Consider the following 13,925-nt stretch of genomic DNA (forward strand, 5'->3'; position numbering starts at 1 on the left):
GTTAGCCGGATTGCATGAGCGAACCGTCACGATTGCTGGAGCGGATCGAATCCGGCTTCCGGACAGGAAGCCGGACGGGTGACGCGCCGCCGGTGGCTCCGCTCCCTGTCGAGGTATCGCCTCCGGCCCACGGGCAGGAAGCACCCGTCAAGGGCAAGCGCCATGCGCTCAATCAGGCGTCGCTGGCATTGCTCGGCCTTGTCGCCTCCGGTCTCATTCTCGTCATCGGCATGAGTGCCGGCTTTTACCTGTTTTCCGCAGCGATAGCGGCGGCAGGCTCTGTCGGCGTGTTCCTGCTCGTCGTCGAAGCCATACGGTCGTTCGATGGCAGGCAGGCAGGCGACGAAGCGGACCGGGATCGCGATTGGCATCGCTCCGAGACGTCGGCATTGCTCTCGACCATTCACGATGCGCTGGGTGACCTCGCGATCATGCGCGGCATGGACGGAAAGATCGTTCATGCCAACGCGGTATTCCATCAGGTCTGCGGCCACTCCGATGTCCACGGCCTCGATTGCGCGGCGCTTGGCCTGAGCTTCGAGCCGAAGGCTGCGCCCAATCACTATCTGGTCCGGATTGCGGCATCGGACGGCGTGCGCCTTTACGACTGGCACGACGTGATCGCCCGCGATCCGGCAAGTGGCAGGCTCATGCGCCACAGCATCGCGCGCGACGTCACCGAGGAGGCCGCGGCAGCGCGTGAGCGCGAAGCGGCGCGCCGGCGGGCAGAGGAGGCGAGCAAGGCGAAGTCGAGGCTTCTCGCCACAGTCAGCCATGAGATCCGTACGCCGCTTTCCGGCATCCTCGGCGTGAGCCACCTGCTCGGCCAGACCCGGCTGTCGAGCGAGCAGAAGAACTACCTCGCCGGCATGCAGCAGTCCGGCCATGCGCTGGTCCAGCTCGTCGAGGACCTGATCGATTTCTCGTCGCTGTCGGCCGGTCGCTTCCAGTTTCGCCCGACCCGACAGGATCCGCGTGGCGTCATCGAGAGCGTGGTGGAAATGCTCTCCAACCGGGCGCATGAGAAAGGCATCGAGATCGGTGCCACGGTCGCCGTCGATGTGCCCGCTGAGATGGCCTTCGATGCGGCGCGCCTGCGCCAGGTGCTCTTCAACGTGATCGGCAATGCGGTGAAGTTCACCGAGGTCGGCGGCGTCTTTGTCGGCGCCGATACGGTCGACGAATGCGTGCGGATCCGGATCGACGACACCGGTCCGGGCATGTCGCCTGACGACCTGAAGCGCATTTTCGAGGAGTTCGAGCAGGCCGGAAACGACGAACAGCGGGCGAAGGGCACCGGCCTTGGCCTCGCCATCTCCCGCAGGATCATGCAGGCCTGCGGTGGCAGCCTTACGGCCGCAAGCGCGCCGGGACGCGGCAGCCGTTTCGAAATTCGTCTGCCATTTGCCGAGATCGAGGCGGTCGCACCGGAGCGCCGGTCGTGCCTTGCGGGCTCGCATGTCCTGGTGATGGCGCCCGATGGTCCGGCCTCGGCGGCGCTCGCCGCGACGATCGCGACACTCGGCGGGCGGTGCCATCGTGCCACCACGCTTGCCGCGGCCCAGCATGTCCTTGCGGACGTGCTCGCCGGCGGCGCGCCGCTGACGGACGTGATCGTCGACCACCGCCATGCCCAGCAATACAAGCAGCTTCTTTCCCTGCAGCCGTCCGTTGCACGGCTGGAGGTGCGGCGCACCTATCTGATCAATCCGGAGGAGCGCAACAGCCACCCCGTCAACCAGATGGACGGCTACGAGGCATGGCTGATCCGGCCGCTGCGCGAAAAGTCCCTGGTCGAGGTGCTGCTCGGTCGCCTGAAGGGTATCGAGAAACGCGACGCGATCAACGACAACCGGCCCGTTCTGCGAGAGGAGCCTGCGACCACGCCTGTTTACAACAGGGCGAATGGGATCCTGCTGGCCGAAGACGATCCGGTCAACGCGCTGATCGTTCGCACCGTGCTCCAGCGCTCGGGGTATTCGGTCCGCCTTGTCAGCGACTTCGGCGCCGTAGCTGAGGCCTTGCATGCGTCCGGCGAGCGCTCGCTTCCTGAGCTGCTGGTGACCGATCTCAACATGCCGGGTGGCGACGGCCTTTCGCTGTTGCAGCACCTGCGCGCCGATGAGGCTGCGCGATCCGCGCCCCGGCTGCCCGTCATCGTCCTGACGTCGGATGTTCGTGCCGACATGCGCGAAAGGCTGATGGGCGCCGGCGCCGACGCCGTGTTGTCGAAGCCCGCCGATCCGCAGCTCCTGACGTCGGAGATCGCCCGCCTGCTGCGCAAACGGTAACTTCGGCAGTGGTAACGGTAACCATCGGGGCGTGGGGGTTGTATGCCGCTTTCATGTCACTATGTTGTTGCAGAAACGTGGTCTAAGCCCGACAGATAGAATTGATTCGGGATGACGCGGATGGCCATCGAGCTACTGGATTCAGCGAACGTGGTTGACACTTCTCAGGCTTGCATCGGCAAGAAGGCTGCCGCCCCGACGACTGACGTTCTTGGCAGGATCGCCAATCTCGAGACGCGCCTGGCACGGACGGCATCGGAGATCGATGCCGCCCAGGCCGTACGCTACAAGGTTTTCGTCGAGGAGATGAATGCGCAGGTTGGCGCCGAAGCCGACCGGCGCAAGCGCGACGTCGACAGCTGGGACGCGATCTGCGACCACCTTCTGGTTCTCGATACCGCGATCGAGGGCGATGCCGAGGATCAGATCGTCGGCACCTATCGCTTGCTCCGCCAGGACGTGGCCGAGCGCTCGGGCGGTTTCTACTCGGCTTCCGAATTTGCCATCGACCAGCTTCTCGCTCGCCATCCGACCAAGCGCTTCATGGAACTCGGCCGTTCCTGCGTGTTGCCGGACTACCGTACCAAGCGGACGGTGGAACTGCTTTGGCAGGGAAACTGGGCCTACGCACTCAAATACGGCATGGACGCCATGTTCGGCTGCGGTTCGTTCCCCGGCGTGGTGCCGGCCGAGCATGCGCTGGCGCTTTCCTTCCTGCATCACAACATCCGCGCCCGTGACGAATGGGCCGTGAGCGCACGTCCGGAACTGCATCGGACCATGGATTTGATGCCGGCCGAGGCGATCAATGCGAAAAAGGCGCTCGGCGCCCTGCCGCCGCTGATCAAGGGCTATATGCGTCTGGGCGCAATGGTCGGCGACGGCGCGGTGGTCGATCATGCATTCCGCACGACGGATGTTTTGATCGTGCTGCCGATCAGCAATATCTCCGGCCGTTATCTCAATTATTACGGCGCAGACGCAGGGCGGTTCGCGACCTCCGTCTCCTGACGGGCGCGCGACTGGATTAACCAAGTCTTAATGACGAGTTTGACTTTCGAGACTGAAAGAGAGACTTGTATTGTCAAGTTATTCTCTAATTTCATCACGAGAGAATAGAGAAAATAACGGAGGAATGGCCGATCATTTCCGGAGGTTGGCCGGCATGAAATCCCAAATCCTCCGTCTTTCATTACCTGAAACGTAGTTCGGTTGCCTGATTATGAGCTCGCTTCTTCTCTCCAGGGGATGCGGGCTCTTCTTTTTATAACTTGTAGCGATTTGTTACTATTTCGGCAGACCTGGCGACTTTGAGTGCCAGGCCTGCGCCAAAATAGTACATCCGTCGGTGTCACATGCCGGCGTTGTAGGCGGCAATCGCCGCCATGTTGACGATGTCGGAATCCTTGGCCGACATCGAGACGATCTGGATCGACTTGTCGAAGCCGACGAGCAGGGGACCAATCACCGTCGAGCCGCCGAGTTCCTGCAGCATCTTGGTCGAGATCGACGCCGAGTGGAACGCCGGCATGACGAGCACGTTGGCGGTGCCGGAGAGGCGGCAGAACGGATATTGCTCCATGACGCGGGCGTTGAGCGCCACGTCCGCCGCCATTTCCCCGTCATATTCGAAGTCGACGCGGCGCTTGTCGAGGATGTTGACCGCTTCGCGCACCCGCTCGGAGCGTTCGCCCGAGGGGTGGCCGAAGGTGGAATAGGCGAGCATCGCCACGCGCGGCACGTAACCGAGCCGTTTGGCGAGGCCGGCTGCCTCCTCGGCGATATCGGCAAGCTCCTCCGAAGAGGGCATGTCGTGCACTGCCGTGTCGGCGACGAGCACGGTGCGGCCGCGGCAGAGCGCGATCGAGACGCCGATGACACGATGGCCCGGCTTCGGATCGATGCAGCGGCGCACGTCCTCGAGCGCGGTCGAATAGTTGCGGGTAAGACCCGTGACCATGCCGTCGGCATCGCCGAGCGCCACCATGCAGGCGGCGAAGTGGTTGCGGTCGTTGTTGATGAGGCGCTGGGCGTCGCGGAAGAGGAAGCCCTTCCGCTGCAGGCGGGCATAGAGATAGTCGGTATAGGCGCCGACGCGCTTGGAAAGGCGTGCATTGACGATCTGGATGCCGGGGCGGTCGAGGTCGATGCCCTCGCGCTCCGCCGTCTCGCGCATGCGTTCTTCGCGGCCGAGCAGGATGGCGGTGCCGAGCTGCTGGTTGGCATAGGCGATCGCCGAGCGCATGACCTGCACCTCTTCGCCTTCGGCAAAGACAATGCGCTTCGGCTGGCGCCGGACGCGTTCGTAGATACGCTGCAGCGTCGAGGCGATCGGGTCGCGGCGGGCGGAAAGCTGACGGCCATAGGCTTCGAGATCGGTGATCGGCTTCTGCGCGACGCCGCTTTCCATCGCAGCCTTGGCGACCGCCATCGGGATCGACGAGATCAGCCGCGGATCGAAGGGGACCGGGATGATGTATTGCGCGCCGAAGCGTGGACGGTTGCCCTGGTAGGCGGCCGCAACATCATCAGGCACATCTTCCTTGGCAAGGCTTGCCAGCGCTTCAGCCGCCGCGATCTTCATCGCGTCGTTGATCGTCGAGGCGCGCACGTCGAGCGCGCCGCGGAAGATATAGGGGAAACCAAGCACGTTGTTGACCTGGTTCGGATAGTCCGAACGGCCGGTCGCGACGATCGCGTCGTCACGGATGCGGGCGACTTCCTCCGGCGTGATTTCCGGATCCGGGTTGGCCATGGCGAAGATGATCGGCCGCGGTGCCATCGAGCGGACCATGTCTTCCGAAAGCGCACCCTTGGCCGAAAGGCCGAAGACCACGTCTGCGCCCTCGAGCGCTTCTGCGAGGGTGCGGCGGTCGGTCTTGACCGCGTGCGCCGACTTCCACTGGTTCATGCCTTCGGTGCGACCCTCGAAGATCACGCCCTTGGTGTCGCAAAGGATGATGTTTTCCGAATTGAAGCCCATCGACTTGATGAGCTCGATGCAGGCGATGGCAGCAGCACCCGCGCCGTTGCAGACGAGCTTCGTCGTCTTGAAGTCGCGGCCGGTCAAAGCCAGCGCATTGATCAGGCCGGCAGCGGCAATGATCGCGGTGCCGTGCTGGTCGTCGTGGAACACCGGGATGTCCATGACCTCGCGCAGCTTCTGCTCGATGATGAAACAGTCCGGGGCCTTGATGTCTTCGAGGTTGATGCCACCGAAGGACGGCCCCAGGAAGCGCACGCAGTTGATGAACTCGTCGACGTTCTCGGTATCGACTTCGAGGTCGATGGAATCGACGTCGGCGAAGCGCTTGAACAGCACCGCCTTGCCTTCCATGACCGGCTTGGAGGCAAGCGCCCCGAGGTTGCCGAGGCCGAGGATGGCGGTGCCGTTCGAGATGACGGCGACCATGTTGCCGCGCGTCGTGTAGTCATAGGCGGTGCTGGGGTCCTCGGCGATCGCCTTCACCGGCACCGCGACACCCGGCGAATAGGCAAGCGACAGGTCGCGCTGGGTCGCCATGGCCTTGGTGGGGGAAATCTCCAGCTTTCCGGGACGACCCTGCGAGTGAAAATCGAGCGCTTCTTGCGCGGTGACGCTCGTCATTGTGCGATCGGTCTTGTCGGTGGCCGGCATGTTTCCTCTATCCTCCTGTGGGCGAGCCTTGCGGCGCGCCTCTTTATGGTTGTCGTCTACAATTGCTTGGGGATAGTGTGCCATCTCTTTTTTCGGAACAATCATGAATTTCGTGACAGACCAATCGAACCGCGCCGGGGAGGTGTTGTCCGCAGCCGAACTGGCGAGCGAGGAAAGCCGTTCCACGGCCACGCCGATGATGGAACAGTTCATCGAGATCAAGGCGAACAACCCGGATTCGCTGCTGTTCTACCGCATGGGCGACTTCTACGAGCTGTTCTTCCAGGACGCGGTCGAAGCGTCGCGCGCGCTCGGCATCACGCTGACGAAGCGCGGCCAGCACATGGGACAGGAAATCCCGATGTGCGGCGTACCGGTGCATGCCGCCGACGATTATCTGCAGAAGCTGATCGGCCTCGGCTTCCGCGTCGCCGTCTGCGAGCAGGTCGAAGACCCGGCGGAGGCCAAGAAGCGCGGCGGCAAGTCGGTGGTGCGCCGCGACGTCGTGCGCCTGGTGACACCGGGCACGATCACCGAAGAGAAGCTGCTGTCGCCGTCGGAGACCAACTACCTGATGGCGCTGGCGCGCATCAAGAGCGGGTCCGAACCCGCTTACGCGCTTGCCTGGATCGATATCTCCACCGGCATCTTCCGGCTGGCCGAGACCGCCGAAAGCCGGCTGCTCGCCGATATCCTGCGCATCGAGCCGCGCGAACTGATCCTTGCCGATACGGTGTTTCACGATCCGGAATTGAGGCCCGTCTTCGACGTGCTCGGCCGCGTGGCCGTGCCGCAGCCGGCGGTGCTGTTCGACAGCGCGACGGCCGAGGGCCGCATTAGCCGCTATTTCGGCGTCAAGACGCTCGACGGCTTCGGCACATTCTCGCGCGCCGAATTGGCCGCCGCTTCGGCTGCGATCTCCTATGTCGAGAAGACCCAGCTTGCCGAACGTCCGGCGCTCGGCACCCCCGAGCGCGAAAGTGCCGCCTCGACGCTGTTCATCGATCCGGCGACCCGCGCCAACCTTGAACTGGTCAAGACACTCTCCGGCGCGCGCGAGGGCACGCTGCTGAAGGCGCTCGACCGCACGGTGACGAGCGGCGGCGCCCGGCTTCTCGCCGAGCGGCTGATGTCGCCGCTGACCGATCCGGACCGTATCAACCAGCGCCTCGACTCGATCGAGATCCTTGCGGATCAGCCTTCCTTCGCAGGCGACCTGCGCGACGCGCTGCGCCGTGCGCCGGATATGCCGCGCGCCCTGTCGCGGCTGGCGCTCGGCCGCGGCGGCCCCCGTGATCTCGGCGCCATCCAGGCCGGCTTGCATGCGTCCGCGTCGATATCGCGCCGGATGGCGGCCGGCACGCTATCGGATGAGCTGAAGGAAGCACGCGCCGCGATCGACGCACTGCCCGCCGGTCTGCTCGGCCTGCTCGATGCCACCCTTGGCGAGGAATTGCCGCTGCTGAAGCGTGACGGCGGTTTCGTATGTGAAGGCGCCAATGCCGAGCTCGACGAAGTCCGGGCGCTACGCGACCAGTCGCGCCGGGTGATCGCCGGGTTGCAGCTGCAATATTCCGAAGAGACCGGCATCAAGTCGCTGAAGATCAAGCACAACAACGTGCTTGGCTATTTCATCGAGGTGACGGCCGGCAATGCCGGCTCGATGACCGATACGGATGCCGGCCGCGCCCGTTTCATCCATCGCCAGACCATGGCCAATGCCATGCGCTTCACCACGACGGAACTGGCCGAACTCGAAAGCAAGATTGCCAACGCCGCCGACCGGGCGCTGTCGATCGAGATCGAGGCCTTCGACGCCATGACGGCCGAGGTCGTTGCGGCTGCGGAGACGCTCAAGGCGGCGGCATTGGCGCTTGCGACCGTCGATGTATCCGTCGGTCTTGCCGTGCTCGCCGAGGAGCAGGCCTATGCCCGCCCCACTGTTGACCGCTCGCGCATGTTCGCGATCGACGGCGGCCGCCATCCGGTGGTCGAGCAGGCGCTGAAGCGCCAGGCAAGCAATGCCTTCGTCGCCAATGGCTGCGATCTCTCGCCGCCCGAGGGCGAGGAGGGCGGCGCGATCTGGCTGCTCACCGGTCCCAACATGGGCGGTAAGTCGACCTTCCTGCGCCAGAATGCGCTGATCGCGATCATGGCGCAGATGGGGACTTTCGTTCCCGCCGCAAGCGCCCATATCGGCATCGTCGACCGGCTCTTCTCCCGTGTCGGCGCCTCCGACGATCTGGCGCGCGGCCGCTCGACCTTCATGGTGGAGATGGTCGAGACGGCGGCGATCCTCAACCAGGCGACCGACCGCTCGCTGGTTATCCTCGACGAGATCGGTCGTGGCACCGCCACATTCGACGGCCTGTCGATCGCCTGGGCGGCGGTCGAGCATCTGCATGAGGCCAATCGCTGCCGCGGCCTCTTTGCCACCCACTTTCATGAGCTGACGGTGCTTTCGGAAAAGCTCGGTCGCCTGTCGAACGCGACCATGCGCGTCAAGGAATGGCACGGCGACGTGATCTTCCTGCATGAGGTGGGGCCTGGTGCCGCCGACCGGTCCTACGGCATCCAGGTCGCTCGCCTTGCCGGCCTGCCGGCCTCGGTGGTGGCGCGTGCCAAGGATGTGCTTGCCAAGCTCGAGGATGCCGACCGCAAGAACCCGGCCAGCCAGTTGATCGATGATCTGCCGTTGTTCCAGGTGGCGATCCGCCGCGAAGAGGTGAAGGCCGCAGGTCCGTCCAAGGTCGAAGAGGCGTTGAAGACGCTGAACCCAGACGACATGACGCCGCGCGAAGCGCTCGACGCGCTCTATGCGCTGAAGAAGGAACTGAGCGCCGCCAAGGCGGGATGAGGAAAAGTGTGTGCGGTTTTCCGCCCGCATCCTGCCAACCGCTGGCTAAAGCGGCGCGCGCCTTTTTCCTGTGCAGCCTTCCGTAAAAAGGCTATACAGCGCCGCGCGCCTTTGCCGGCGCGGCGATTGAAATGCTGTGTGGTCTTGGTTCGGCCTCGGTCGTAAGGATCATGCAGGAGCGCTCGATCGCGAGCGACCACGCAACCAGTCGGACAGGACGCCCCTCGGCACTACATGGGCAGACAAGACATTTCCTTTCCCGAAATCCTCGACGTCGCGGCACTCCGGGCGAAATGCGACTTCATCGCCTCGGCCCATGCCGAGCAGCGCGAGCCGATGCGCCAGGCGCTGCTGGCCGCCTTCAAGCAGGCAAACGTCGCCGGCCGGGCCAAGGCGCGCGAACTGTTTTATGCCGACGGAGCCGGCATTCTCTGCGCCGAGCGTATTTCCTGGCTGCAGGATCAGTTGATCACCGTGCTGCACGATTTCGTGCTGAATGAGATCTTCGATGCCGCCAATGCGCCGCCGGCCTCGCGCATCGCGGTGGCTGCGGTCGGCGGTTATGGCCGCGGCACGCTGGCGCCGGGCTCGGACATCGACCTTCTGTTCCTGCTGCCGGTCAAGAAGGCCGTGTGGGCGGAGCCGGCGATCGAGTTCATGCTCTATATCCTCTGGGATCTGGGCTTCAAGGTCGGCCACGCCACCCGCACCATCGACGAATGCATCCGCCTGTCGCGTGCCGACATGACCATTCGCACGGCCATTCTCGAAACGCGTTACATCTGCGGCTCCGAGACGCTGAGCGCCGAACTTGAAACCCGTTTCGACCACGAGATCGTGCGCAATACCGGCCCGGATTTTATCGCCGCCAAGCTTGCCGAGCGTGACGAGCGCCACCGCAAGGCGGGCGATACGCGTTATCTCGTCGAGCCGAACGTCAAGGAAGGCAAGGGCGGTCTTCGCGACCTGCACACGCTGTTCTGGATCGCCAAATATTTCTACCGCCTCAAGGACACCGCTGACCTCGTCAAGCTCGGCGTCCTGTCGCGGCAGGAGTACCAGCTCTTCCAGAAGGCCGAGGATTTCCTCTGGGCTGTGCGCTGCCATATGCATTTCCTGACCGGCAAGGCGGAGGAACGGCTGTCCTTCGACATCCAGCGTGAAATCGCCGAAGCGCTGGGCTACCACGACCATCCGGGCCTTTCCGCCGTCGAGCGCTTCATGAAGCACTTCTTCCTGGTGGCGAAGGACGTCGGCGACCTGACCCGCATTTTCTGCGCCGCACTCGAAGACCAACAGGCCAAGGATGCCCCCGGCATTTCCGGCATTATCGGCCGCTTCACCCATCGCAGCCGCAAGATCCCCGGCACGCTCGATTTCGTCGACGATGGCGGCCGCATCGCGCTCGCAAGTCCCGACGTCTTCAAGCGCGATCCGGTCAACCTGCTGCGCTTTTTCCACATCGCCGACATCAACGGCCTCGAGTTCCATCCGGCGGCACTGCGCCAGGTGACGCGGTCGCTGAGTTTGATCAAGCCGGCGCTGCGCGAAAACGAGGAGGCGAACCGCCTCTTCCTGTCGATCCTCACCTCGCGCCGCAAGCCGGAACTGATCCTCAGGCGCATGAACGAAGCGGGCGTGCTCGGCCGCTTTATTCCGGATTTCGGCAAGATCGTCTCGATGATGCAGTTCAACATGTATCATCACTATACGGTCGACGAGCACCTGCTGCGCACCGTCGACGTGCTCTCGCGCATCGAAGGCGGCATCGAGGAGGAGGCGCATCCGCTGGTCGCCAAGCTGATGCCGGGGATCGAGGAGCGCGAGGCGCTCTACGTCGCCGTGCTGCTGCACGACATCGCCAAGGGCAGGCCCGAGAATCACTCGACCGCCGGCGCAAAGGTGGCGCGCAAGCTCTGCCCGCGTTTCGGGCTGTCGCCAAAGCAGACCGAACTCGTGGCCTGGTTGATCGAGGAGCATCTGTTGATGTCGATGGTCGCCCAGACGCGCGACCTCAACGACCGCAAGACGATCGTCGACTTCGCCGAGCGGGTGCAGTCGCTCGACCGGCTGAAGATGCTGCTGGTCCTGACGGTCTGCGATATCCGCGCCGTCGGTCCCGGCGTCTGGAACGGCTGGAAGGGGCAGCTGTTGCGCACGCTCTATTACGAGACCGAACTGTTGCTGTCGGGCGGCTTCTCGGAACTGTCGCGCAAGGAGCGCGCCGCGCATGCCGCGATCATGCTTGGCGAGGCGTTGACGGACTGGACGGAGAAGGAACGCGACGATTATGTGCGCCTGCATTATCAGCCCTATCTGCTGACGGTGGCGCTCGAAGATCAGGTGCGCCATGCACGCTTCATCCGTGAAGCGGACGCCGCCGACAAGGCGCTGGCGACGATGGTGCGTACGCACCAGTTCCATGCGATCACCGAAATCACCGTGCTTTCGCCCGACCATCCGCGTCTCCTGACCGTGATCGCCGGCGCCTGCGCTGCCGCCGGTGCCAACATCGTCGATGCCCAGATCTTCACGACGTCTGACGGCCGGGCACTGGATACGATCCTGGTGAACCGCGAGTTTGCCGTCGACGGGGATGAGATGCGGCGAGCGGGCAGTATCGGCAAGCTGATCGAGGACGTGCTTGCCGGCCGCAAACGCCTGCCGGAAGTGATTGCCAGCAGGACGAAGGTGAAAAAACGCACCAAGGCGTTTACCGTGACGCCCGAGGTGACGATCAGCAACACATTGTCGAACAAGTTTACGGTGATCGAGGTCGAGGGCCTCGACCGTCCCGGCCTCTTGTCCGAGATCACTGCGGTGCTTTCCGATCTCTCGCTCGATATCGCCTCGGCGCACATCACCACCTTCGGTGAGAAGGTGATCGACACCTTTTACGTCACCGACCTCGTCGGTCAGAAGGTGACGAGCGAGAACCGTCAGATGAACATTGCCGCCCGCCTCAAGGCCGTCATGGCCGGTGAGGGTGACGAAGCCCGCGACCGCATGCCCTCCGGCATCATCGCTCCGCCACCGGGCGTTTCCTCCGCTCAAAGAACGACAAAAGCCGAAACATGAGTCTGGTCAAGAAATTTGCAACCGTCGGCGGCGCGACGCTTGGAAGCCGCCTGTTCGGCTTCATCCGCGAAACCTTCATGGCCGCTGCCCTCGGCACCGGCCCGGTCGCCGATGCCTTCAACACGGCCTTCCGCCTGCCGAACACCTTCCGCCGGCTGTTTGCCGAGGGGGCCTTCAACTCCGCTTTCGTGCCGCTCTTTGCCAAGGAGATCGAGGCGAACGGCATGGAGGGCGCGCGGCGCTTTTCCGAGGAAGTCTTCGGCGTCCTCTTCACCGTGCTTCTGTTCCTGACGATCGCGATGGAACTGACGATGCCCTTCATCGTCAGCAACCTGATCGCCCCCGGTTTTGCCGACGATCCGGAAAAGCTCGGCAACACCATCGTGTTTGCAGGCATCATGTTCCCCTATCTCGCCTGCATGTCGCTGGCGGCGATGATGGGCGGCATGCTGAACTCGCTGCATCGCTTCTTTGCGGCAGCGATTGCGCCGGTGTTCCTCAATGTCATCCTGATCGGGGTGCTGGCCTACGCCTGGTATGAGGGCCAAGATCCCGTGGCCGTCGGCTATGCGCTGTCCTGGGGGGTCATGGCGGCCGGTCTGGTGCAGCTTGCGATCGTCTGGATCGCCGTGCGCGACGCCGGTATCAAGATCGGCCTCCGCCGGCCGAAGATGACGGCCAGCGTCAGGCGCCTGCTGGTGCTCGCCCTGCCGGCGGCAATCACCGGCGGCATCACCCAGATCAACCTCCTGATCAATACCAATATCGCCTCGGCGAGCGAAGGCGCGGTCTCGTCGCTGGTCTATGCGGACCGCATCTACCAGCTTCCGCTCGGCGTCGTCGGCATCGCGGTGGCAACCGTGCTGCTGCCGGAACTTGCCCGGGCGCTGCGTTCCGGCAATGTCAACGAAGCGTCGAACCTGCAGAACCGCTCGGTCGAGTTCACGCTGTTCCTGACGCTGCCGGCGGCAGCTGCGTTGCTAGTGATGTCCGAGCCGATCGTTCGGCTGCTCTTCGAGCGCGGCAAGTTCTCGCCGGAATCGACCGTCATCGTCGGTCACATCCTGGCAATCTACGGTCTCGGCCTGCCGGCTTTCGTACTGATCAAGGCCTTCATTCCCGGCTTCTTCGCGCGCGAGGATACGCGCACGCCGATGATCTTCGCCGCCATTTCCGTCGTCGTGAACGTCTCGCTGGCGCTCACTCTGTTTCCGCGGCTCGGCGCAAGCGGCATCGCCACGGCCGAGATCGTCGCCGGCTGGGTCAACGCTGTCCTGCTTTTCGCAACACTCGTCTGGCGCGGCCATTGGGGCAGGGACATCCCGTTGCTGACCCGCATTCCGCGCCTCGTCATCGCGGCGGCCGGTATGGCCGCGGCGCTGTATTTCGCGATCGACTGGTTCGCCTTCGAGCTCTCTTCCGCCGCGCCGCTCGTGACGCGGGCAGTAACCCTGCTCGGTCTGGTCTCGGTGGCGATGGTGATCTACTTCGCGCTCGCCTTCGGTCTCGGCGGCGCCAGCCTCGGCATGATCCGCCGCAGCATCAAGCGCAAGGCCAAAGCACCGGCAGAACCCGCTGCAGCACCGGAGGCGAGCGACTGATGCGCCAGACGATCGCACGCATTGCCCTGGTCGTGCCGGACTACGATGCCGGCATCGCCTTTTATTGCGGCCAGCTCGGCTTCGATTTGGTGGAAGACACGAGGCTCGACGACAGCAAGCGCTGGGTCGTCGTCCGTCCGAGGGGCGCGGTCGAGACTTCGCTGCTGCTTGCCAAGGCCGACGGCGAACGGCAGGAGGCGGCAATCGGCAACCAGACCGGCGGCCGCGTCGGCTTCTTCCTCTTTACCGACGATTTCGCTCGCGACCATGCGGCGATGCTGGCCGAAGGCGTCGCCTTTCTGGAAGCGCCGCGCCACGAGCCCTATGGCACCGTGGTGGTCTTCAGCGATCCGTTCGGCAACCATTGGGATCTGCTGCAACCGGCGGAATAGACGAGGCTGCGGCGACCTCTTGATTGCCTACCGCCACCCGTGCATAAGCCATGCCGTTAGCAACATGGG

At 64.0% G+C, this 13,925-nt stretch carries 7 protein-coding genes; 6 read left to right on the plus strand and 1 reads right to left on the minus strand.

Annotated elements, in window-relative coordinates:
- Positions 1–14: 14 nt before the first annotated feature.
- Positions 15–2,291 carry a hybrid sensor histidine kinase/response regulator gene (locus AC3WWH_RS01725; protein ID WP_058323661.1) on the plus strand — a complete coding sequence of 759 codons (2,277 nt, stop codon included), beginning with the start codon at positions 15–17 and terminating at the stop codon, positions 2,289–2,291.
- Between the two features lie 120 nt (positions 2,292–2,411).
- Complete coding sequence (gene olsB, locus AC3WWH_RS01730) at positions 2,412–3,302, plus strand: l-ornithine N(alpha)-acyltransferase (RefSeq protein WP_058323660.1); 891 nt, start codon at positions 2,412–2,414, stop codon at positions 3,300–3,302.
- A gap of 340 nt (positions 3,303–3,642) precedes the next feature.
- Here olsB and AC3WWH_RS01735 read toward each other — a convergent pair whose 3' ends face one another.
- On the minus strand, positions 3,643–5,928 hold the full coding sequence (locus AC3WWH_RS01735; RefSeq protein ID WP_057248005.1) for an NADP-dependent malic enzyme: 2,286 nt from the start codon (positions 5,926–5,928) through the stop codon (positions 3,643–3,645).
- Positions 5,929–6,031: 103 nt separating this feature from the next.
- On the opposite strand from AC3WWH_RS01735, the gene mutS reads away from it, so the two are divergent.
- The 4 genes from mutS to AC3WWH_RS01755 all read left to right on the plus strand — a co-directional run bounded on the left by mutS (position 6,032) and on the right by AC3WWH_RS01755 (position 13,856).
- Positions 6,032–8,785: a DNA mismatch repair protein MutS gene (gene mutS / locus AC3WWH_RS01740; RefSeq protein ID WP_058323659.1), complete on the plus strand. Its 2,754-nt coding sequence runs from the start codon at positions 6,032–6,034 to the stop codon at positions 8,783–8,785.
- A gap of 234 nt (positions 8,786–9,019) precedes the next feature.
- Entirely contained in the window at positions 9,020–11,863 is a 2,844-nt protein-coding gene (locus AC3WWH_RS01745) for a [protein-PII] uridylyltransferase (protein ID WP_058323658.1), read from the plus strand.
- The gene (murJ, locus tag AC3WWH_RS01750; RefSeq protein ID WP_058323657.1) at positions 11,860–13,464 is read left to right on the plus strand and encodes a murein biosynthesis integral membrane protein MurJ; all 1,605 of its coding nucleotides are present in this window, start codon (positions 11,860–11,862) and stop codon (positions 13,462–13,464) included. The genes AC3WWH_RS01745 and murJ overlap by 4 nt, the downstream gene beginning before the upstream one ends.
- Positions 13,464–13,856, plus strand: a complete 393-nt coding sequence (locus tag AC3WWH_RS01755; RefSeq protein ID WP_058323656.1) for a VOC family protein — start codon at positions 13,464–13,466, stop codon at positions 13,854–13,856. Before murJ ends, AC3WWH_RS01755 begins: the two co-directional genes overlap by 1 nt.
- The last annotated feature ends 69 nt before the right edge of the window (positions 13,857–13,925 follow it).

The sequence above is a fragment of the Ensifer sp. EB106-03-01-XG145 genome (genome assembly GCF_058792075.1).